General features: G+C 74.6%; 15 protein-coding genes. 9 read left to right on the top strand and 6 right to left on the bottom strand.

Annotation, left to right across the window (positions count from 1 at the left end; all coding sequences use genetic code 11):
• The first annotated feature begins 25 nt into the window (after positions 1 to 25).
• From ACIPXM_RS24395 to ACIPXM_RS24380, 4 genes are all read left to right on the top strand, one after another.
• Positions 26 to 1120 (top strand): monodechloroaminopyrrolnitrin synthase PrnB family protein, encoded by a 1095-nt coding sequence (locus ACIPXM_RS24395; protein WP_401658922.1) that lies wholly within the window; start codon positions 26 to 28, stop codon positions 1118 to 1120.
• An 81-nt stretch (positions 1121 to 1201) separates the two neighbouring features.
• On the top strand, positions 1202 to 2587 hold the full coding sequence (locus ACIPXM_RS24390) for an FAD-dependent monooxygenase (protein WP_401658919.1): 1386 nt from the start codon (positions 1202 to 1204) through the stop codon (positions 2585 to 2587).
• A gap of 76 nt (positions 2588 to 2663) precedes the next feature.
• Positions 2664 to 5327, top strand: a complete 2664-nt coding sequence (gene glgP, locus ACIPXM_RS24385; RefSeq protein WP_401658916.1) for an alpha-glucan family phosphorylase — start codon at positions 2664 to 2666, stop codon at positions 5325 to 5327.
• A 214-nt stretch (positions 5328 to 5541) separates the two neighbouring features.
• On the top strand, positions 5542 to 6765 hold the full coding sequence (locus tag ACIPXM_RS24380; RefSeq protein ID WP_401658913.1) for an alginate lyase family protein: 1224 nt from the start codon (positions 5542 to 5544) through the stop codon (positions 6763 to 6765).
• A 19-nt stretch (positions 6766 to 6784) separates the two neighbouring features.
• Here the strand turns inward: ACIPXM_RS24380 and ACIPXM_RS24375 are convergent, their stop codons facing one another.
• The 4 genes from ACIPXM_RS24375 to ACIPXM_RS24360 form a co-directional block, all read right to left on the bottom strand.
• Positions 6785 to 8320, bottom strand: a complete 1536-nt coding sequence (locus ACIPXM_RS24375) for a sensor histidine kinase (protein ID WP_401658910.1) — start codon at positions 8318 to 8320, stop codon at positions 6785 to 6787.
• The gene (locus ACIPXM_RS24370; RefSeq protein ID WP_401658907.1) at positions 8313 to 8969 is read right to left on the bottom strand and encodes a response regulator; all 657 of its coding nucleotides are present in this window, start codon (positions 8967 to 8969) and stop codon (positions 8313 to 8315) included. The genes ACIPXM_RS24375 and ACIPXM_RS24370 overlap by 8 nt, the downstream gene beginning before the upstream one ends.
• Positions 8970 to 9085: 116 nt before the next feature.
• Positions 9086 to 11110, bottom strand: coding sequence for a M4 family metallopeptidase (locus ACIPXM_RS24365; protein ID WP_401658905.1), 2025 nt, complete (start codon positions 11108 to 11110; stop codon positions 9086 to 9088).
• Positions 11111 to 11314: 204 nt separating this feature from the next.
• Positions 11315 to 12238 (bottom strand): TetR/AcrR family transcriptional regulator C-terminal domain-containing protein, encoded by a 924-nt coding sequence (locus tag ACIPXM_RS24360; RefSeq protein ID WP_401658902.1) that lies wholly within the window; start codon positions 12236 to 12238, stop codon positions 11315 to 11317.
• 126 nt (positions 12239 to 12364) lie between these two features.
• Here ACIPXM_RS24360 and ACIPXM_RS24355 point away from each other — a divergent pair, with 126 nt between their 5' ends.
• Positions 12365 to 13876, top strand: a complete 1512-nt coding sequence (locus ACIPXM_RS24355; RefSeq protein WP_401658899.1) for an MFS transporter — start codon at positions 12365 to 12367, stop codon at positions 13874 to 13876.
• A gap of 246 nt (positions 13877 to 14122) precedes the next feature.
• Here the strand turns inward: ACIPXM_RS24355 and ACIPXM_RS24350 are convergent, their stop codons facing one another.
• Both ACIPXM_RS24350 and ACIPXM_RS24345 read right to left on the bottom strand, forming a co-directional pair.
• Complete coding sequence (locus tag ACIPXM_RS24350) at positions 14123 to 16081, bottom strand: ABC transporter ATP-binding protein (protein ID WP_401658896.1); 1959 nt, start codon at positions 16079 to 16081, stop codon at positions 14123 to 14125.
• Positions 16078 to 18015, bottom strand: coding sequence for an ABC transporter ATP-binding protein (locus tag ACIPXM_RS24345; protein ID WP_401658894.1), 1938 nt, complete (start codon positions 18013 to 18015; stop codon positions 16078 to 16080). Before ACIPXM_RS24345 ends, ACIPXM_RS24350 begins: the two co-directional genes overlap by 4 nt.
• 235 nt (positions 18016 to 18250) lie before the next feature.
• On the opposite strand from ACIPXM_RS24345, the gene ACIPXM_RS24340 reads away from it, so the two are divergent.
• The 4 genes from ACIPXM_RS24340 to ACIPXM_RS24325 all read left to right on the top strand — a co-directional run bounded on the left by ACIPXM_RS24340 (position 18251) and on the right by ACIPXM_RS24325 (position 22167).
• Complete coding sequence (locus ACIPXM_RS24340; protein WP_401658892.1) at positions 18251 to 19153, top strand: ABC transporter ATP-binding protein; 903 nt, start codon at positions 18251 to 18253, stop codon at positions 19151 to 19153.
• A complete protein-coding gene (locus ACIPXM_RS24335) occupies positions 19150 to 19962 on the top strand; it encodes an ABC transporter permease (RefSeq protein ID WP_401658889.1) in 813 nt (270 codons plus the stop codon). Before ACIPXM_RS24340 ends, ACIPXM_RS24335 begins: the two co-directional genes overlap by 4 nt.
• A 64-nt stretch (positions 19963 to 20026) precedes the next feature.
• Positions 20027 to 21508 (top strand): sensor histidine kinase, encoded by a 1482-nt coding sequence (locus tag ACIPXM_RS24330; protein WP_401658886.1) that lies wholly within the window; start codon positions 20027 to 20029, stop codon positions 21506 to 21508.
• A 5-nt stretch (positions 21509 to 21513) separates the two neighbouring features.
• Complete coding sequence (locus tag ACIPXM_RS24325) at positions 21514 to 22167, top strand: response regulator (RefSeq protein WP_401658882.1); 654 nt, start codon at positions 21514 to 21516, stop codon at positions 22165 to 22167.
• Positions 22168 to 22171 lie beyond the last annotated feature (4 nt).

The following is a 22171-nucleotide window of genomic DNA, read 5'->3' as shown; positions in this document are numbered from 1 at the left end:
CCTCACCTCTCCCGAGGGGGCTCCCGTGACGCCGTACGACCTCGTCGTGCCCGGACTCGACGCACGCACCGACCCGCGCTACCGGATGGCCGACATACGCGCCGCCGACCCGCTCGGCGCGGACGCCGTGCTCGCCGCCGTGCCCGCCATGAACGCCGACGCCGACACCGCCGCGCTCACCGTCGCGCTGCGCGCCCTGGTGCCCGAACCCGAACGGGCCGCGGGCTGGAGCGTGGTCGACGCGCTCGCCGCGATGCGCGACCTCGGCCTGCTGCTCGGCTCGCTGAAACGGCACGGCGTGCAGCCCGTCGCCGCCGTCCCCGAAGTGCTTCCGGTGCTCGAACTCCTGGGCCGCCGCACCGACATGGTGCCCCGCGACACCGTCCACCACTACACCGCCTGGAACCCGTCGGGCCCGCGCCGCCGCAGCTACACCGGCCACCGGATGGAGGCCGAGCTCCAGGAGGCCGTCCGGATGTCGTTCCCCGCCCTGGTCGCCGCGCTCGACGCCTGCGGCCGGATCGCCCGGCTGGAACCGTACGACCCCGGCTTCGCGCTCGCCCTCGACCGCACCGCCCACCACCTGCAGATCCTCATCGACGCCATCGACCTGACCGTCGCCGAGGTCACCCCCGAATGGTTCGCCCGCACCCTGCGGCCCTACTTCGAGGAGATCGACGTCGCCGGGCGCGACTACCTCGGCCCGGCCGCCGCCCAGGTGCCGCTCTGGCTGGTCGACCTGACGCTCTGGCAGTGCGACCGCTCCGACCCCGCTTACGACGCCTTCCTCGCCGAGTCGCTGCCGTACGCGCTGCCGTCCTGGCGGGAGTTCCACACCCGGCACCGCGGCGGGGTGTCCGCCGTCAGCAAGCTGTCCGCCGCGCTCAGCTGGGAGAGCGGCACCCCGCCCGCGCCGCTCACCGCCGCCGCCGAGTCCCTGGTCCGGGTGCTGCGGATCCTGAAGTCCTTCCGCGCCCGGCACATCAACCTGGCCCGCAAGGCGTACCGCGACGAACTGCGCCTGTACGACGAGGGCAGCGGCGGCGCGCCCGTCGCCCTGCTGCGCACCGTCCTCGACCTCACCCGCGACAACGAGACCCTGGTCCGCCGCGCGGTCTGACCCCGCCCGGCCCGGCCCCGTCCGGCCCCCGCCCCGGGCCGCCCGGCCCCCGACCCCGTAGCCCTTCCGGAGACCACCCCCATGACCCCCCACATCCCGCACGCGCCCGCCACCCCGCACGTCGTGATCGCCGGCGGCGGCATCGCGGGCCTCACCGCCGCCCTCGCGCTGCACGCCGCCGGACTCACCCGGATCACCGTCGTCGAGGCCGCCCGCGCCACCCGCCCGGTCGGCGCCGGACTCAACCTGATGCCCGGCGCCGTACGCGAACTCGACGCCCTCAGCCTGCTGCCCGACCTGGAGGCCGGGGCCGCGCTGCGCACCCGCGAACTGCGCTACTACCACCGGTCCGGCGCCCTGATATCCCGCGAACCGCGCGGCCTCGGCGCCGGATACCACTGGCCGCAGCTGTCCGTGCACCGCGCCCATCTGCAGAAGGTGCTCGGTGCGGCGGTACGCCGACGGCTCGGCGCCTCGGCCGTGCTGCACGGCGTCCGGGTCACCGGCGTCGGCACCGCGGCCGGGGCGGGTGCGGGGGCCGGGGCCCGGGGCGCCGGGCGGCCGTTGCTGCGGCTCGAACACCGCGGCTCCGGCGTCCGGTCCTGGCGCGCCTCGCTCGAACCCGACGTCCTGATCGGCGCCGACGGCATCCGCTCCGCCGTCCGCGCCGCCCTCCACCCCGGCGAGGGCGCCCCGCCCTGGAACGGCCTGGTGATCTGGCGCGGGGTGACCCGGCTGCCGGCCGCCGCCGCGCCCCGCTTCATGCTGATCGCCGGGGACGACCGGCAGAAGGCCGTCGTCTACCCGATGAGCCGCCCCGCCGACGGCGAGGTGCTGGTCAACTGGGCGCTCGCCCGCCCCGCCGACGGCGAGCAGGACGAGCGGACCTTCGGCGACTGGCGGCGCCAGGTCGCCGTCGACACCTTCCTGCACCACTACGCGGGCTGGGAGTTCGACGGCGTGCGGATCACCGACGTGCTGCGCACCACCGACACCGCGCACGCCTACCCGATGGTCGACCGCGACCCGCTCGACCGGTGGAGCCACGGCCGCACCACCCTGATCGGCGACGCCGCCCACGCCATGTACCCGATCGGCTCCAACGGCGCCAGCCAGTCCATCGTCGACGCCCGCGCCCTCGCCCACGCGCTGGCCGCCCACCGCGACCCGGTCGAGGCGCTCCGCGCGTACGAGGCGGACCGGCGGCCGGTCACCACCGCGCTCCAGGAGGCCAACCGGCGCCAGGGCCCCGAGGTCGTCATCGACCTCGCCCACCGCCGCGCCCCGGACGGCTTCCAGGACGTCCACCAGGTCATCCCGGCCGAGGAACTCGCCGCCATCGCCGGCCGCTACGCCGCCACCGGCGCGTTCGACCCGGCCACCGTCAACCAGGGCTCCCCGTACGGCGCGACCTATCCGCCCGGCGCGCCCCGACGCCCCCTGGCCGAACCGGTCCGCGTTCCCTAAGGTCCGTGGACACGAGGGCGGAAGCACAGCGTGGTGCTTCCGCTCCGGTCCGTCACGGCCTGCGAAGGTGGAACACGTGAAGGCTATCCGTCGATTCACCGTGCGTCCCGTCCTCCCCGACACCCTTCGACCCCTCGCCGACCTGGCGCGCAACCTGCGCTGGTCCTGGCACGAACCCACCCGGGAACTGTTCGAGGCGGTGGACCCCGAAGGGGTCCGCGCCGCCGAGGGCGACCCGGCCCGCGCGCTCGGCGCCATCGACGCCGGGCGGCTCGCCGCGCTCGCCGCCGACTCGGACTTCCTGGCCCGGCTGCGCGCCGCGGCCGACGACCTCGACCGCTATCTGACCGAGCCGCGCTGGTACCAGCGGCGGCCAGGACCCGCCCCGGCCTCGATCGCCTACTTCTCGCCCGAGTTCGGCGTCACCGCCGCCCTGCCGCAGTACTCCGGCGGCCTCGGCATCCTCGCGGGCGACCATCTGAAGGCCGCCAGCGACCTCGGCGTCCCGCTGATCGCCGTCGGACTGCTCTACCGGCACGGCTACTTCCGGCAGTCGCTGTCCCGGGACGGCTGGCAGCAGGAGCGCTACCCGGTGCTCGACCCCGCCGAGCTGCCGCTCACCCTGCTCCGCGAACCCGACGGCACCCCGGCCCGGGTGGTCCTCGCGCTGCCCGGCGGCCGCAGCCTGCACGCCCACATCTGGATCGCCCAGGTCGGCCGGGTCCCGCTGCTGATGCTCGACTCGGACGTCGAGGAGAACGCGCCGGGCGAACGCGAGGTCACCGACCGGCTGTACGGCGGCGGCAGCGAGCACCGGCTGCTCCAGGAGATGCTGCTCGGCATCGGCGGCGTCCGCGCCCTGCGCACGTACTGCCGGCTCACCGGCACCCCCGCGCCCGAGGTCTTCCACACGAACGAGGGCCACGCCGGGTTCCTCGGCCTTGAGCGGATCCGCGAGCTGGGCGAGCCCGCCGCCGCCGACGCTTCGGCCGCCGGTACGGGTACGGGTCCGGGCGCGGCCGTCGGTGCGGGCACCGGCACCGGCTCTGGTTCCGGCTCCGGCACCGGCTTCGGGCAGGGGCTCGACTTCGACGCCGCCCTGGAGGCGGTGCGGGCCGGGACGGTGTTCACCACCCACACCCCGGTGCCCGCCGGGATCGACCGCTTCGACCGCGCGCTCGTCGCCCGCCACCTCGGCGACGACGGCGCGCTGCCCGGCGTCGACACCGGCCGGATCCTCGCCCTCGGCGACGAGACCCCGCTCGGCGGCGAGCCCGGCGTCTTCAACATGGCCGCCATGGGCCTGCGCCTGGCCCGCCGCGCCAACGGCGTCTCCACCCTGCACGGCAGCGTCAGCCGCGCCATGTTCGCCGGGCTCTGGCCCGGCTTCGACGCGGGCGAGATCCCGCTCACCTCCATCACCAACGGCGTCCACGCCCCCACCTGGACCGCCCCCGAGGTCGCCGGGCTCGGCCCGGACGCCTCCGACCGCGAGCTGTGGGAGCTGCGCCGGGCCCTTCGCGAGCGCCTGGTGCAGGACGTCCGGCAGCGGGTGCGGGCCTCCTGGCGGCAGCGCGGCGCGGCCGCGGCCGAACTCGGCTGGACCGACACCGTGCTCGACCCCGACGTCCTCACCATCGGCTTCGCCCGCCGGGTCCCCTCGTACAAGCGGCTCACCCTGATGCTGCGCGACAAGGACCGGCTGCGGGCGCTGCTGCTGCACCCGGAGCGGCCGGTGCAGCTGGTCGTGGCGGGCAAGGCGCACCCGGCCGACGACGGCGGCAAGAAGCTGGTGCAGGAGCTGGTGCGGTTCGCCGACGACCCGCGGGTGCGGCACCGGATCGTGTTCCTGCCGGACTACGGCATGGGCATGGCCCGCGGCCTCTACCCGGGCTGCGACGTCTGGCTCAACAACCCGCTGCGCCCGCTTGAGGCGTGCGGCACCAGCGGCATGAAGGCCGCGCTCAACGGCTGTCTCAACCTGTCGGTCCTGGACGGCTGGTGGGACGAGTGGTTCGAGCCGGACTTCGGCTGGGCCATCCCGACCGCCGACGGCGCCGCCGCGCTCGACGAGGAGCGCCGCGACGACCTGGAGGCCAACGCGCTGTACGAGCTGATCGAGCGCCGGGTCGCCCCCCGGTTCTACGACCGGGGCCCCGACGGCGTCCCGGCCGGCTGGACCGCGATGGTCCGGCGCACCCTCGCCGACCTCGGCCCGAAGGTGCTCGCGGACCGGATGGTGACCGAGTACGTGGACCGGCTGTACGCCCCCGCCGCGGCGGCGCACCGGGCGCTCGGCCCGGCCGCGGCCCGCGAACTCGCCGCCTGGAAGGCCCGGGTGCGTTCCGCCTGGCCGAAGGTGTCGGTCGACCACGTGGAGGTCGGAGACGGTCTGACCGGCACCGACGCCGAGCTGGGCGCGACCCCGGCGGTCCGGGTCCGGGTGGCGCTCGGCGAGCTGCGGCCCGAGGACGTGGAGGTGCAGGCGGTGACCGGGCGGGTGGACGCCGACGACCGGCTGCTCGACCCGCGCACCAGCGTCCTGAAGCCCGCGGGCGGTCCCGACCTGGACGGCAGGCTGCCGTACGCGGGCGCGCTGTCGCTCGACCGTACCGGGCCGTTCGGCTGCACGGTCCGGGTGCTGCCGGCGCATCCGCTGCTCGATCAGCCCGCCGAACTGGGCCTGGTGGTGCTCCCGGCGGAGAGCACGGGGGAGGGGGCGGGGCTGCTGCTGCGCTGAGCCCGGCGGCCCGCGGGTCTCCCGGGCGGCGCGACGGGGGTGAACCGGGTTGTGAGCGCGGGCCGTTCCTGTCAGGGGAGCGGTCCGCCGCGCGCTGTCCGAGGACCTCGACCGGGTTGATGTGTCCATGGGGTGCTGGGAGAGTTCCGCGCGCGTGCGGGGTTCGCTTCCCGGACCCCGGTTCACATGGACGAACGGAAGGCATCCCTCAGCCATGCGCCTCAAGCCCCTGGTCGCCACCCTCACGGCCTCCGTCGCGGCCGCGGTCGCCCTCACGGTGACCACCGCCGCCGCGGGACCGGCGACCGCGCCCGCCCCGGCCCCGCGCCCGGCGGCGAAGCCCGCCGCCCCCGCCTTCACCCACCCCGGCGTGCTCGTCGGCCGCGGCCAGCTCGACTTCGTCCGCGCCAAGGTGCAGGCGAAGCAGCAGCCGTGGAAAGGCGCCTTCGACAAGATGATGGCGAGCCCGTACGCCTCCCTCTCGCGCCCCGCCAAGCCCCGCGCCGTCGTCGAGTGCGGCTCCGGCTCCAGCCCCAACAAGGGGTGCACCGAGGAGCGTCAGGACGCGATCGCCGCGTACACCCAGGCGCTCGCCTGGTCGGTCACCAAGGACCCGAAGTACGCCAAGAAGGCGATCCAGATCATGGACGCCTGGTCGGGCGTGATCAAGGACCACACCAACTCCAACGCGCCGCTGCAGACCGGCTGGGCCGGGTCCGCCTGGCCGCGCGCCGCCGAGATCATCAAGCACACCTACCCCGGCGGCTGGGCGGGCTCCGGCCGCTTCGCGACCATGCTGCGCAAGGTCTACCTGCCCGAGGTGGTGAACGGGGCGCCCACCAAGAACGGCAACTGGGAACTCATCATGACCGAGGCGGCGATCGGCATCGCCGTCCACCTCGACGACAAGGCCGTGTACGACAAGGCCGTCGCCACCTACCTGGCCCGGGTCCCCGCGTACATCTACCTCAAGACCGACGGCCCGCTGCCCAAGGGCCCCAAGGGCACCGGCATCGACACCCGCGCGGAGCTGGTGAAGTACTGGCAGGGCCAGTCCACCTTCGCCGACGGCCTCACCCAGGAGACCTGCCGGGACTTCGGCCACACCGCGTGGGGCCTGGCCGCCGCCGCGCACACCGCCGAGACCACCCGGCTCCAGGGCAAGGACCTCTACCCGAAGGTCGCCGAGCGGCTGCGGCAGGCGTACGGCTTCCACACCAGGCTGGAGAACGGCGCCGCCGCGCCGTCCTGGCTGTGCGGCGGCAAGGTGAAGCGCGGCATGGGCGCCAACACCGAGGTCGGCTACAACGCGCTGCAGTTCCGGGCGGGCATCTCGATGACCCAGACCGGCGTCTTCACCGAGCGCCGCCGCCCGGCGGGCACCGACAACTACTTCGTCGCCTGGGAGACCCTGACCCACGCGCGGAACCCGAAGTAGTCCCCCCGAGGGGGGCGGGTCAGGGCAGCTCGGCCTTCCCGGCCAGCCGCCCGTCGGCGTAGCACAGCCGGTACACCGGGATCGCCGCCAGCATGGTCGAGCGGTAGTACAGACACTCGTCCATGCCGGGCGGCTCCGCCGGCAGCCCCTTCGGCGGACCGTCCAGATGCTCGTCCGGCACGAACTCGGCCACCTCGGCCCGGGACTGGCCGACCTGGATCCGGGCGTAGTCGTCCGGCTCCAGATACGTCTGGTGCTGGGTGTACAGCGCCACCCCCGCCATCAGCAGCCCGAGCCCGGCCAGCAGCGCCAGCGGGATCCAGATCGCCCGGGCAAGGCCCCGCCGCACCTGGCGGCGCGCCAGATCCAGCTCCCGCGCCGACCGGGGCGCCGGACGGGACGCGGCGGGGGTCAGCGGCAGCACGGCGGACAGCGTGAAACCGCCGTCCTCGGTGGCCCGGTGGCGCAGCGAACCGCCCGCGAGCCGGACCCGCTCGTCCAGGCCCACCAGACCGGTCCCGCCGCCCGCCAGACCCGACGCCGGGGCGGCCGCCGGGCCGCTGGTCACCCGGACCCGCACCGCGCCCGGGTCCCGCTCCACCACCACCGCCACCGGCGCGCCCGGCGCGTGCTTGGCCGCGTTCGTCAGGCCCTCCTGCACCACCCGGTGCAGCGCCCGGGCCGCCATCGCCGCCGCCGGTTCGGCCGCGTCCGTGAGCGTCACCGCCATCCCGGAGTCCCGGGCCCTGGCGACCAGTTCGGCGACCGACTCGTCCGGCGGCGCCACCGGCGCGACCGCCGCGTCCTCGTCGCCCTCGCGCAGCACCCCGATGATGTCCCGCAGCCGGGCCGTCGCGTCGGCCGCCGCCACCCGCAGCTCGCCCGCCGCCCGCTGCTGTACGGTGCCGAGCGCCGGGTCCAGCTCCAGGGCGCCCGCGCGCAGCGCGAGCAGCGCCAGCTCGTGCCCGAGCGAGTCGTGCATGTCCCCGGCGATCCGGGACCGCTCCCGCAGCCGCTCCCGGTCGGCCACCGCCTCCTGCTCCCGCTCCATCCGGTCGGCCAGCTCCCAGCCGCTGACCACAAGCCGGTCGTACTGGCGCACATAACGCCCGATCAGCCAGGGCGCGACGACGGCGAGCGCCATCGAGAGCAGCAGCCCGAACCAGTACGTGAGCGAGTCGCCGCGCACCAGGACGAGTACCAGACCGGCCACCGGGACGGCGGCGAACAGCGCGAGCGCGGGCCGGGTGCCGGGCTCGCGGCGCCCGGCGAGATAGCCGAAGGCGACCAGCGCGAGCACGTACGAGGGGGTGAACAGCTCGGGCGCGAGCACCAGCGAGATCACCGTGGTCAGCGCGAGCGGCACCAGCGGCCGCCGCCGCCCGAGCGCCACCCCGACACCGAGCAGCACCACGCCGACGGCCACCCGGGTCCAGGACCCGCCGTCGTTCGGGTCGGACTTCAGCAGCACCGGCACACAGAGCAGCAGCCACAGCAGCACGTCGAAGGCCCGCTCCAGACGCCGGTCCGCCGGGTCGCGCCCGCCGTCACGCATCGGGGACCAGCCCGGCCTCGTACGCGAGGACCGCGAGCTGCACCCGGTTGCGCAGCCCGGCCCGGCCGAGGACGGCGCTGACGTGCGCCTTGACGGTGGCCTCGACGACATGGAGCCGGGCGGCGATCTCCTGGTTGGACAGCCCGGCCCCGACAAGGCCGACCACCTCCCGCTCCCGCCCGGTCAGCGAGGCGAGCCGGGACCTGGCGTCGGCGGCCCGGCTGAACCGGGCGCCGCCGAGGGTGTCGATCACCCGCCGGGCCACCGCGGGCGACAGGAACGCGGCGCCCTCGGCGGCCGCCCGTACCCCGGCGATCAGCTCCCGCGGATCGCCCGACTTCAGCAGGAACCCGCTGACCCCGCTGCCGAGCGCCCGCTCGATGTACGCGTCCTCGGAGAACGTGGTGAGCACCACCACCGCCACCCCGGGCACCGCCCGCCGCAGCTCCTCGGCGGCCCCGAGCCCGTCGAGCCGGGGCATCCGGATGTCGAGCAGCACCACATCGGGCCGGTGCAGCCGGGCCAGCTCGACGGCCTGGTGCCCGTCCCCGGCCTCGGCGACCACCTCGATCCCGGGATCGGTGGCGAGGATCGCCCGTACCCCGGCCCGGATCATCGTCTCGTCGTCGGCGAGCAGAACCCTGATCATCGCCCCAGCCTAAGACGCGGACGCCCGGAGGGATGATCCCTCCGGGCGTCCGTCTCTGCACTGCTTCAGTTCACCGGTTCAGTTCACCGCTTCAGGGCGTGAGCCCGGCCCGTCGGTTACGGGAAGGTCAGCTTGAAGCTGTTGATGTAGCCGGTGTCGATCGCGGCCTTGTCCTGCACCCGCAGCTTCCAGACGCCGTTGGCGACCTCGGAGGAGGCGTTCACGGTGTAGGTCTGGTTGATGTTGTCGGCGCTGCCACCGGCACGGTTGTGCAGGTTGTAGACCGAGCCGTCGGGGGCGACGAGGTCGACGATCAGGTCACCGATGTAGGTGTGGACGATGTCCACGCCGACCTTGAGGGTGGCGGGCGCGTTGCCCGTGACACCCGAGACCGTCACCGACGAGGTCACCGCGGCGCCGTTGTCCGGGATGGACACGTCGGCGTCGTTGGTGAAGACGGTGCCGCCGCCGGGGCCGCCGGGGCGGGAGCCGACGTTGATCGCGGCCCAGGCGTTCTCGACGGCCGTGACCTCGGCGCTGCCCGCGCCGTAGAGGTCGGTGGCCGCCGCGACGGTGCCGGTGCGGGCGCTCGCGTAGTTGGTGTTGGAGCTGAACTTGGTGGTCAGCGCCTTGAACCAGATCAGCGACGCCTTGTCACGGCCGATGCCGGTGACGGGCAGGCCGTCCGAGGTCGGCGAGTCGTAGTTGACGCCGTTGATGGTCTTGGCGCCGCTGCCCTCGGAGAGCAGGTAGTAGAAGTGGTTCGCCGGGCCCGAGGAGTAGTGGACGTCGATGCCACCGAGGCCGGAGTACCAGGCGTCCTTGGACGCGCCGTCCTTGCTCGGCTTGTCCATGTACCGCAGCGGGGTGCCGTTGCCGTTGATGTTGATCTTCTCGCCGACCAGGTAGTCACCCTGGTCGTTGGCGTTGTTGGCGTAGAACTCGACGGCCGCCGCGAAGATGTCCGAGGTGGCCTCGTTGAGGCCGCCGGACTCGCCCGAGTAGACCAGCTTGGCGGTGACGGAGGTGACGCCGTGCGTCATCTCGTGCGCGGCCACGTCGATGGACGTGAGCGGCTTGGTGTTGCCCTGGCCGTCGCCGTACGTCATGCAGAAGCACGAGTCGGACCAGAAGGCGTTGACGTACGCGTTGCCGTAGTGCACCCGGGAGTACGCGCCGACGCCGTCGCCGCGGATGCCCGAACGGCCGTGCACGTTCTTGTAGTAGTCCCAGGTGAGCGCGGCGCCGTAGTGGGCGTCGGCGCCGGCCGTCTGCCGGTTGGACGGCAGGCCGTTGCCCCAGGTGTCGGTGGTGCTGGTGAACAGCGTGCCCGTGCCGGAGCCGGTGCCGCCGTTCAGGTCGTACGTCTTGTGGTTGCCGCGCGTGGTGTCGGTCAGCGAGTACGAGGGCGCGGTGCCGAGGGTCACCTGGCCGCTGTACATCGTGTTGCCGACGCCGGTCTCGATGGCCTGCCACTCGAAGAGCTTGGCACCGGACTTGGCGTCCGTGATGACGTGCAGCTCGTTCGGGGTGCCGTCGTGCTGGAGGCCGCCGACGACGGTCTCGTACGCGAGGACGGGGGTGCCGTTCGCGGCCCAGACGACCTTGCGCGGGGCGCGGTTCGCCTTGGCGGACTTGGAGCCCTCGGCGTTGGCGCGGCCGACCGCCTGCTTCTCGGCGGCGGCCGGGGCCACCGTCGCGGCGGCCACGTCGACCTTGGTGATGTCGGCGCGGGTGGCCTTGGTGACGTCGCCGGTGACACCGGCCTTGCTCTGCTCGACGATGAGGTCGCCGCCGAGGACCGGCAGGCCCGCGAAGGTGCGCTCGTAGCGGGTGTGGGTCGAGCCGTCCCGGTCCTGGATGACGTCGCGGACGACCAGCTTCTCCTGGGCACCGAGGCCGAGCCGCTTCGCGGCGGCGGGGGTGTCCGCCTGGGCGGCCTTGATCAGCGCGGCGCGCTGGGCCGGGGACAGGTCGGCGGGCAGCTTGCCGGGGTTGGCCTGGCCGGCCGCCTGCGCCTTGGGGGCGTCGGCGAACTGGCCCGCGCTGGCGGAACCGGTCTGGACGCCGACGGCGATCATGGCGGCAGCGGCTATGAGAGCGCCGGTCGCGGTGGCGCGACGGCTGGGCGTGGATCTCACGCAGACTCCTTTTGCGAGGGGGGTACCGGGCGGCCGGGTGGCGCCGCCCGGGCAGGGCAAACAGAGCTGTGGAGCACGAACGGGTGAATCCCTGAACGTTGTTGCGAAGAGCCGGGGGAGACAGTGGCAGGTGTGGACGATGTCTGTCAGGAGCGCGTCAACAAGTTGGCCGGAAATCGTCCGTTGCCCGATGGTCGCTGTTCGTTAAGCGGACGTTTCGCCGATGAGCCTGGCGACCCCGTCGAGGGTCCGCCCCAGTGCGAATTCGAAGAGCGCGTCGAGATCCACTTCGAACCCCTCGGTCTCCGTCAGAGCGAACAGCCGGGGGTAGGAACCGGTCGCCTGCGCCGCCTCGTAGCGTGGCTCGTTCCGTTCCATCCACTCGTCCCCGGACATCCCGGTGTCCTGCCGCGCCTGCTCCTCCACGTCGTCTGCCAGCGCGATTCCCTGCACGCACGCGAAGATCGACAGATGCGCGTACATCCGCTGCTCACCCGTCAACGGCGTCCCGCGCAACGCCGTCAGCGTCCACTCCGTGTACGCCATCGCGTGCGCCGAGGCCACCGGACGGGTCAGTGACGCCATCGCCTGGGGCATCCAGCGGTGCCGCGCGTACACCCCGCGCAGCCACCGCGCCGACCGCTCAAGACCCGTCCGCCATTCGGACGGGACAGGCCCCAGCGGGATCTCCGCGCACACCGCGTCCGTCATCAGCCGCACCAGCTCGCCCTTGCCCGGCACATGCCGGTACAGCGCCGTCGTCGACACCGCGAGCGCCGTCCCCAGCCGCCGCATCGTGAGCGCCCCGAGCCCCTCCGCGTCCGCGATCTCCAGGGCCGCCCGGACGATCCGCTCCCGGGTCAGCCCCGTCGACGCCCGGTCCGCCGCCCGCTCGGCCGCCGACCCGGCGGCCCGCGCCGCGACCACCGTGCCGACCCCCGGCTCCGGCCGCACCAGACCCTCCTGGCGCAGCGCGGCGAGCGCCTTGGTCGCCGTCGCCATCGCCACCCCCCACTCCCGGGTGATCGCCCGCGTCGACGGCACCCGGTCGCCCGGGGACAACTCCCCGGCCCGGATCCGCCGCTCGATCTCGGCGGCGATGACGAGGTAGGGCGGGCGCAGGGTCATGGCCGGGACTGTACTAGTACGCCGAGCGCCCCGTACACCCCGCTGAACAGGCAGTTCACCGGACAGCGGGCCGGTGCACTAGGGCGAGGGTGGCCGGTGTTCCCGCGCCGCTGCTTCGCTCCCGTCATGACCCTCACCGAGAACCCGCGGGGCCCGCTCCCCGGCCCGTCGCACCCCACCGCCCCCGAGCGCGCCGGACGCCGCGAGTGGACCGCCCTCGCCGTCCTGATGCTCCCGCTGCTCCTCGTCTCCATGGACGTCTCCGTCCTCTACTTCGCCCTCCCCGCCATCGCCGCCGAACTCCGCCCCGGCGCCACCGCCCAGCTGTGGATCCTCGACATGTACGGCTTCGTGCTCGCCGGACTCCTCATCACCATGGGCGCCCTCGGCGACCGGATCGGCCGCCGCAGACTGCTGCTCGGCGGCGCCGCCCTGTTCGGCGCCGCGTCCGTCGCCGCCGCCCTCGCGACCAGCCCCGGCACCCTGATCGCGGCCCGCGCGCTGCTCGGCGTCGGCGGCGCCTGCCTGATGCCGTCCACCCTCGCCATGATCCGCACCATGTTCCGCGACGCGGCCCAGCGGGCCAAGGCCGTCACCCTGTGGACCACCGTCATGGCCAGCGGCATCTCGCTCGGCCCGGTGCTCAGCGGCGCCCTGCTCGACCACTTCTGGTGGGGCTCGGTGTTCCTGGTCAACCTGCCCGCGATGGCCCTGCTGCTGATCGTCGGCCCCGCCCTGCTGCCCGCCGCCCCCGGCACCGGCCGCCGCCACGGCCGCTTCGACCTGCTCAGCGCGGTGCTCTCGCTCGGCGCCGTGCTGCCCACCGTCTACGGCGTCAAGGAGTTCGCCAAGAACGGCTTCGCCGCCGGACCCGCGCTCGCCGTCGCCGCCGGGCTCGTCGTCGGCGCCCTCTTCCTGCGCCGCCAGACCCGGCTCGCCCACCCCATGGTCGACCTCGGCCTGCTGCGCCGCCCCGCCTACGGCGGCTCCGTCCTGGTCAACCTGCTCGCCATGGCCGCGACCGTCGGCTTCGCCGTCTTCCTCACCCAGTACCTCCAGTCCGTCCTCGGCCAGAGCGCGTTCGAGGCCGCGCTGTGGAGCCTGGTCCCGGCCGTCGGCGTGATGGCCGCCGCCCCGACCGCCGCCGCGCTCGCCCAGAAGCTGCCGCGGGCGTACGTCATGGCGGGCGGCTTCCTCGTCTCCGCCGCCGGGTTCGGCTGGCTGGCCACGACCGAGCTCACCACCCCGCTGTGGGTCGTGCTCACCGGCTGCGCCTGCTACGCGGCCGGTCTGGTCTCCGCGATGACCCTCGGCAACGAACTCGCCCTCGGCGCCGCCCCCGCCGACCGCGCGGGCGCCGCGGCGGCCGTCCTCGAATCCGGCCAGGAACTCGGCGGCGCCCTCGGCATGGCCCTGCTCGGCTCGCTCGGCACCGCCGTCTACACCGCCGCGATGCCCGCCACCGCCCCGGCCGCCGCCCGCGAGACCCTGACCGGCGCCCTCACCGCCCCCGCCCCGGTGCTTGAGGCCGCGAAGAGCGCCTTCGTCGACTCCCTGGGCGCGGCGGCGGCCGGCTCGGCCCTGCTGATGCTGCTCGCCTCGGCCCTCTCGTACGGCCTGCTCCGCAGGCGTGCCTGAGGCCGCGTCCGGCGCGTGCCGGGAACGGTGGCGGCCCGCCGCCGGTACCTCGCCCCACGGGGGTGGCCGAGGTACCGGCGGCGGGCCGTCGTGTACGGGGACCTGGCATGCGGGTCCGGGCATGCGGGTTCAGGCGCGCGGGTCCGGGCATGCGGGTTCAGGCGCGCGGGTCCGGGCATGCGGGTTCAGGCGCGCGGGTCCGGGCGGTCCGGGCGGTACGGGTCCGGGCGCGCGGGTCCCGGCGGGTCAGCCGACCAGGCTGTCCCGCCAGGCCCGGTGCAGACCCGCGTAACGGCCCTCGCCGCCCACCAGTTCGGCCGGGGAGCCGTCCTCCACGACCCGGCCCGCCTCCATCACCAGGACCCGGTCGGCGACCTCCACCGTGGACAGCCGGTGGGCGATCACGATCGCCGTACGGCCCGCGAGGACCGTGTCCATGGCCCGCTGGACCGCCCGCTCGCCCGGCACGTCCAGCGAACTCGTCGCCTCGTCCAGGATCAGCACCGCCGGATCGGCCAGCAACGCCCGCGCGAAGGCCACCAGTTGGCGCTGGCCCGCCGAGATGCGGCCGCCGCGCTTGCGGACGTCGGTGTCGTAGCCGTCCGGCAGGCCGGTGATGAAGTCGTGCGCGCCGATCGCCTTCGCCGCCTGCTCGATGTCCGCGCGGCTCGCCTCGGGCCGGCCGATCGCGATGTTCTCCGCGACCGTCCCGGAGAACAGGAACGCCTCCTGCGTCACCATCACCACCCCGCGCCGCAGCTCGGGCATCGCCAGCTCGCGCAGATCGACCCCGTCGAGCAGCACCCGCCCCTGGGTCGGGTCGTAGAACCGGGCGAGCAGCTTCGCCAGCGTCGACTTGCCCGCGCCGGTCGCCCCGACCACCGCCACCGTCTGCCCGGCCGGGACGGTCAGGTCCAGGGTCGGCAGCACCTCGCCGCCGGTCCGGTACGCGAAGCGCACCCCGTCGAACACGACCTCGCGGCCCGGCGCACCGCCCCGCCGCTCCGGCAGCGCACGCGGCGCCGTCGCCTCCGGCACGCTCGGCTCCTGCGCGAGCAGCCCGGCGATCTTGGCGAGCGAAGCGGCCGCCGACTCGTACGAGTTGAGGAACATCGCCAGCCGGTCGATCGGGTCGTAGAGCCGCCGCACATAGAGCACCGCCGCCGCGAGCACCCCGAGCTCCAGGGTCCGGTCGGCGACCCGCCACGCGCCCCACAGACACATTCCGGCCACCGCCGTGTTCGCGACAAGCCGCGAGCCCACCACATAGCGGGCCATCTCCAGGAGCGCGTCCCCGTTGCTGCGGGCGTGCCGCGCGTTGAGCCTCGCGAGTTCGGCGTCGTTGGCCCGCTCCCGGCGGAACGCCCGTACCGGCCGGATGCCGTTCAGCGTCTCCGCGAACTTCACGATCACCGCCGCGATCGCCGACGACCGCTCCCCGAACACCCGGGCCGAGCGCCGCCGGTAGCCGCGCACGAGCACGTACAGCGGCCCGAAGGAGGCGACCGCCACCGCGCCGATGCCGAGGTCGAGCCAGAGCAGCATCACCGAGATCGACACGAAGGACAGGGCCACGCCGATGAGTTCCTGCAAGCCCTCGGCCAGCAGCTCGCGCAACGACTCGACGTCGCTGGTGGAGCGCGAGATCAGCCGCCCGGAGGTGTAGCGCTCGTGGAAGTCCACGCTGAGCAGCTGCGCGTGCCGGAAGATCCGCCCGCGCAGGTCGAGCAGCACGTCCTGGCTGATCACCGCCGCGACCCGGACGAACGCGTACTGCAGCAGCCCGCCGCCCGCCGCGCAGCCCAGATACCCGAGCGCCACCGCGAGCAGCGGCCCGTGGTCCCCGGCCCGCAGCGCGGGCACGCCCCGGTCGATCGCGTACGCCACCAGCAGCGGCCCGGCCTGCAGCGCGGCCTGCTGGAGCAGCAGGACAAGGGCGGCGACCGTCACCCGCGCCCGGTGCGCGCCGAGCAGCGAGCGCAGCAGCCGCCCGGTGGCGCCGGGGGCGGTGGGCAGGTCGTCCTGGTCGAAGGGGTCGACGGCGGGTGCCTTGGTGCCGGGCGCGGGTGCGGGTGCGGGTGCCGCTTCCGCACCCGGGGTCGCTTCCGCACCCGGCGCCGGGCCCGGGACCGGGACCGGGCCCGGGACCGTAGCCGGACCTGTGCCCGGCCTCGTGTCCGCCTTCGCGTCCGGCTGCTCCGTCATCGGGTCTCCTCCCGCTCGCCGGACATCAGCCAGGCGTACTCGGCGCTGTCGCGCAGCAGTTCGTGATGGGTCCCGACCGCCGTGATCCGGCCGCCGGAGAGCAGCGCGACCCGGTCCGCGAGCAGCACCGTGGACGGCCGGTGCGCCACCACCAGGGCGGTGGTGCCGCGAAGCACCTCGCGCAGCGCCGCCTCCACCCGGGCCTCGGTGTGCACGTCGAGCGCGGACAGCGGGTCGTCGAGGATCAGGAAGCGCGGCCGGCCGGCCACCGCGCGGGCCAGCGCGAGGCGCTGGCGCTGACCGCCGGAGAGACTGAGGCCCTGCTCGCCGACCTCGGTCGCCGCGCCGTCCGGCAGCCGGTCCACGAAGCCGTCGGCCTGGGCGACGCCGAGCGCCCGCCGCAGCTCCCCGGAGTCCGGCCCACCGGCCGCCGCCCCGTCGGCCGCCCCTGCCACCCCCATCAGGACGTTCTCGGCGACGCTCGCGGAGAACAGCGTCGGCTCCTCGAACGCCATCGACACCAGGGTCCGCAGCCGCTCCCGGGGCATCCGCGTGACGTCCTCGCCGTCGAGCAGGATCCGCCCGCCGGTCGCCTCGTGCAGCCGGGGTACGAGCGCGGTCAGCGTGGTCTTGCCGGAACCGGTCGCACCGACCAGGGCCATCGTCTCGCCCGGCCGGACGTGCAGATCGATCCCGTCGAGCACGGGCGGCGCGCCGTCCGGCGCGTCCGGGAAGCGGAAGGTCAGGTGCTCGAACCGGATGCCGTCCGCGGCCCCGGGGGCTTCCGGGGCCCCCGGCCGCGCCGGAAGGACCACCCCAGGGGTCTTGTTCTCGTTCCCGGCCTCGGTCTCCTCGGCCGCGTCCATCACCTCGAAGTACCGCTGCGTCGCCGTCGCCGCCTCCTGGCTCATCGCCAGCAGGAAGCCGATCGACTCCACCGGCCAGCGCAGCGCGAGCGCCGTCGACAGGAACGCCACCAGGGTGCCCGCCGACAGCTGCCCGTCGGCCACCCGCAGGGTGCCGATCACCAGCGCCGCGCCCACCGCGAGCTCCGGCAGGAAGGTGATCAGCGCCCAGATCCGGGCGAGCAGCCGGGCCTTGCCCAGCTCCGTGGTCCGCAGCTGCCCGGCGAGCTTCTTGAAGGCCGCCGCCTGGCTGCGGTGGCGGCCGAAGCCCTTGATGATCCGGATGCCGAGCACGCTCTCCTCGACCACCGTGGTCAGATCGCCCACCTGGTCCTGGGCCCGCCGCGCCACCACCGCGTACGACCGCTCGAAGGACCAGCACAGCACCACCATCGGCACCACGGGCACAAGCAGCACAAGGCCGAGCGCCCAGTCCTGGGCGAGCAGCACCGCGTAACCGACCACGATCGTCACCCCGTTGACCAGCAGGAAGGTCAATGGGAAGGCCAGGAACATGCGGACCAGCATCAGATCCGTCGTGCCGCGCGAGAGCAGCTGCCCGGAGGCCCAGCGGTCGTGGAAGGCGATCGGCAGCCGTTGCAGCCGGGCGTAGAGCTCTGCCCGCATCCGGGCCTCCACCCCGGCCAGCGGCCGGGCCACCAGCCAGCGGCGGATGCCGAACAGCACCGCCTCGGCGATGCCGAGCAGCAGCAGCCACAGCGCGCCGAGCCACACCCCGGTCATGTCCCGGTCCGTGACCGGGCCGTCGACCAGCCACTTCAGGACGAGCGGGATGACGAGCGAGAGGCAGGAGGCGACGACGGCGACGGCCGCCGCCGTGAAGAGCCGGGCGCGCACCGGCCGGACGTACGGCCACAGGCGCAGCAGTGAACGCACGGCGGAGTGCGGGGGAGCGGGCGCGGGCGCGCTCACCGGCCCGGGTATCGGCCCGGGCCCGGATATCGGTACGGGGTCGGTGGCCGGGCCGGCGGGCGGGGCTTCGGCGGGGGCGGAATCGTTTTCAGGCATCAGGTCCGAGACTAGGGTTCGGGCCTGTCCGCGCTCACCTGCTTTTCCGGCCACCGGCCCCGGCCACCGGACTCGAACGCCGGTCCGGGCGCAGGTCCGAGCACCCGCCCCGCCCGGCGGGGTCGTACTCCGGGGCCGGACCGCGGGGTCGTACCGCCCGTCAACCGATCGGCTGATCCCGGTTCGAGCGCGATGGCCGATACCGCCGCGCCCCGCCCCGGCCGAACCTTGACCCATGCCCATGATCGAGGTTCACGACCTGCACAAGAGCTACGGCGGACGCACCGCCGTCGACGGCGTCTCCTTCACGGTGGAGGAGGGCGAGATCTTCGGCGTCCTCGGCCCCAACGGCGCCGGGAAGACCACCACCGTCGAGTGCGTCGCGGGACTGCGCGTCCCCGACTCCGGCACCGTCCGGGTCGCCGGGCTCGACCCGGTCGCCCGGCACACCGACGTCACCCGGCTGCTCGGCGTCCAGCTCCAGCAGAGCGAGCTCCAGGCCAAACTCACCGTCCGCGAGGCCCTTGAGCTGTACGCCTCCTTCCACGAGCGCCCGGCCGACTGGCGCGGGCTCGCCGAACGACTCGGCCTCGACGCCCAGTTGGGCACCCGCTACGCCAAGCTGTCCGGCGGCCAGCAGCAGCGCCTGTTCATCGCGCTCGCCCTGATCGGCAACCCGCGCGCGGTGATCCTCGACGAGCTCACCACCGGGCTCGACCCGCGCGGCCGCCGGGACACCTGGGCCCTGGTGGAGTCCGTCCGGGACAGCGGCGTGACCGTGCTCCTGGTCACCCACTTCATGGAGGAGGCGCAGCGGCTCTGCGACCGGGTCGCCGTCATCGACCGGGGCCGGGTCACCGCGCTCGACACCCCGGCCGGGCTGATCGGCCGGGCCGCCCACGGCAGCACCGTCTCCTTCGACGCGGCCACCCCGCTCGCGGCGGCCGAGCTGCTCGCGCTGCCCGGCGCGGCCGGGGTCGAGACCCGCGACGGCCGGACCGTGCTCACCGGCAACGACGCCACCGTCGACGCCTTCGTCCAGCTCCTCGCCCGCCGCGCGGTGACCGCCCGCGGCCTGCGCGTCACCGACGCCACCCTCGACGACGCCTACCTCGACCTGACCGGAGCCGACCAGTGACCACCACCGCCCCCACTTCCCCCACTTCCCCCACTTCCCCCGCCGCTCCCGCCCCGACCGCTTCCGCGTCCGGTGCCGCCCGCGCCCTGCTGCGCACCGAGGTCCGGCTGTTCCTGCGCGAACCCGGCGCCCTGTTCTGGGTGATGGCCTCGCCGACCGTGCTCCTGGTGGTCCTCGGCTGCATCCCCTCCTTCCGGGCACCCTCCGCCGACCTCGGCGGACGGCGGGTGATCGACCTGTACGTCGCCATCTCCGTGCTGTTCGCGCTGATCATGGCCGGTCTTCAGGCCATGCCGCCGGTCCTGGCCGGGTACCGCGAGCGCGGCATCCTGCGCCGGATGTCCACCACCCCGGTCCGCCCCGGCGCGCTGCTCGGCGCCCAACTGGTGCTGCACGGCGGCGCCGCGCTGGTCTCCGCGCTGCTCGTGATCACCGTCGGCAGGGTCGCCCTCGACGTCCCGCTGCCCGGCAACCCGGCCGGCTATCTGCTCGCCCTGCTGCTCGCCGTCGCGGGCGCCCTCGCGCTCGGCGCCGCCGTCTGCGCGGTCTCCCGCACCCAGAAGATCGCCACCGCCGTCGGCTCGGCGGTGTTCTTCCCGAGCATGTTCACCGCGGGGGTCTGGCTGCCGGTCCAGGCCATGCCGGATACGCTGCGCCGGATCGTCGACTTCTCCCCGCTCGGCGCCGCCTCCCAGGCGCTCGACGCGGCCACCGGCGGCGGCTGGCCCGGCTGGGCGGCGCTCGGCGTGATGGCGGCCTGGGCGGTGCTGCTCACCGGGGCGGCGGTCCGCTGGTTCCGCTGGGAGTGAGCGGCGGTGTTGTACGGCGGCGAGGAAGAGGTACGAGGAAGAGGCACGAGGAAGAGGTACGGGGATGAGCGAGCCGGAGACCGGCGGCGGGGCCGGTGCGGCCGAGGCGGCGGCGCCCGTCCCGCCCGTCGCCACGACGACGGTCGAGGAGCGCTGGCGGCAGTTCTTCCGCTGGGGTCCTTACGGCCTCTTCGCCGTCGGCGCGGCCCTCGTCGCGGCCTCCGCCGACGAGATCATGACCGCCCGGCGGGTGGCCTTCGCGGTCGCGCTCGGCGCCGCGCTGCTGCTGCTCCAGCTCTGGTGGACCCGCCACCAGACCGTCGCCGCCGCCCGGCCGGCCACCGCGGACACCCGCACGGCCGGGGCGGTCACGGCCGACGCCGGCGCGGCTCAGGCCGTCACCGCCGCGGAAGCGCTCGCCGCCCGGGACGCGGGCGCCCCGGTCAGCCTGCTGCCCGGCGCCCCGGGCCCCGCCGCCACCTGCTACTTCGTGCTGCGCAGCGCCCTGGCCTTCGCGCTCACCTGGCTGAACCCGTTCTTCGCGGTCTTCGCCTGCATCGGCTACTTCGACGCCCACCACCTCCTGCCGCGCCGCCCGGTGGTCACCCGGGCCGGGCTGCTGGCCGTCGCGCTGACCCTGTCCGGTTCGCAGTCCGGCGGGCTGCCGCCTCGCTCGACCATGCAGTGGGTGGCGTTCGGCGGTCTGTTCGCGCTCAACGCCGGGCTCGCGGTGGGGCTCTCGCACCTGGGCGAGAAGGAGGCCGAGAAGGCCAGGACGCTCGTCGAGACCAACGTCCGGCTGGAGCGCGCCCTCGCCGAGAACGCCGCCCTGCAGGCCCAACTCCTCGTCCAGGCCCGGGAGGCGGGCGTCGCCGATGAGCGGCGGCGGCTCGCCGCCGAGATCCACGACACGATCGCGCAGGGGCTCGCCGGGATCATCACCCAGCTCCAGGTGGTGACCGTGACCACCGACCCCGAGGTGGCCGGGACCCATCTGCGGCGGGCCGCCGACCTCGCCCGGCACAGCCTCGGCGAGGCCCGCCGCTCGGTGCGCGACCTCAGCCCGGTCGCGCTCGAACACGACGCGCTGCCACGGGCGTTGGCGAAGACGGTGACCGCCTGGTCCGAACGCACCGGGATCGACGCCCGGTTCACCGTCACCGGCACCGAACTCCCGCTGCACGGCGAGATCGAGGCGTCCCTGCTGCGGATCGCCCAGGAGGCGCTGGCCAACGCCGAACGCCACTCCGGCGCCGCCAGGGCCGGGGTCACCCTCTCCTACATGGGCGACGAGATCACCCTGGACGTCCGCGACGACGGCCGCGGCTTCACCGCCGACGCGGTCCCGGCGCCCTCCCGGGCGGGCGGGTTCGGGCTCGGCGGGATGCGGGCCAGGGCCGAACGGCTCGCCGGACGTCTCACGGTGGAGAGCGAACCCGGCCATGGCACGGCGATCAGCGCTCGCGTACCGTTGACCGGCGACAACGACGAGGACAACGGCGATGGCGGGGCGACGACGGCAGCGATGGGCGACGACGGGCGATGACGGCGATGCGTGAGACCCCGGCGATCACCCTGCTGCTCGTCGACGACCACCCGGTCGTCCGCGACGGCCTGCGCGGCATGTTCGAGACCGACCCCGGCTTCCGGGTGCTCGGCGAGGCCGCGAACGGCGTCGAGGGCGTCGCGCTCGCCCTCGCGCTCGACCCGGACGTGGTCCTGATGGACCTGCGGATGCCCGGTGGGGGCGGGGTCGACGCGATCGCCGAGCTGGTCCGGCGGGGCGCCAGGGCCCGGGTCCTGGTCCTCACCACGTACGACACGGACACCGACACGCTGCCCGCGATCGAGGCGGGCGCCACCGGCTACCTGCTCAAGGACACCCCGCGCGAGGAGCTGTTCGCGGCCGTACGGGCCGCCGCCGAGGGCCGTACGGTGCTGTCCCCGGCCGTCGCGGGCCGCCTGGTCAGCCGGGTCCGCACCCCGGCCGCCCCGGCCGACGAGTCGCTGTCCGCGCGCGAGCGCGAGGTCCTGGAACTCGTCGCCAAGGGCACCTCCAACCGGGCCATCGCCGCCGAGCTGTTCATCAGCGAGGCCACCGTGAAGACCCATCTGACCCATGTCTTCGCCAAGCTGGGCGCCAAGGACCGCGCCGCCGCCGTCGCCCTCGGCTACGACCGCGGCATCCTCGGCCGCCCCACCTGACTCT

The organism is Streptomyces sp. NPDC090025 (assembly GCF_044748125.1).
GTDB lineage: Bacteria > Actinomycetota > Actinomycetes > Streptomycetales > Streptomycetaceae > Streptomyces.
This window is presented reverse-complemented; position numbering and strand designations above follow the sequence as displayed.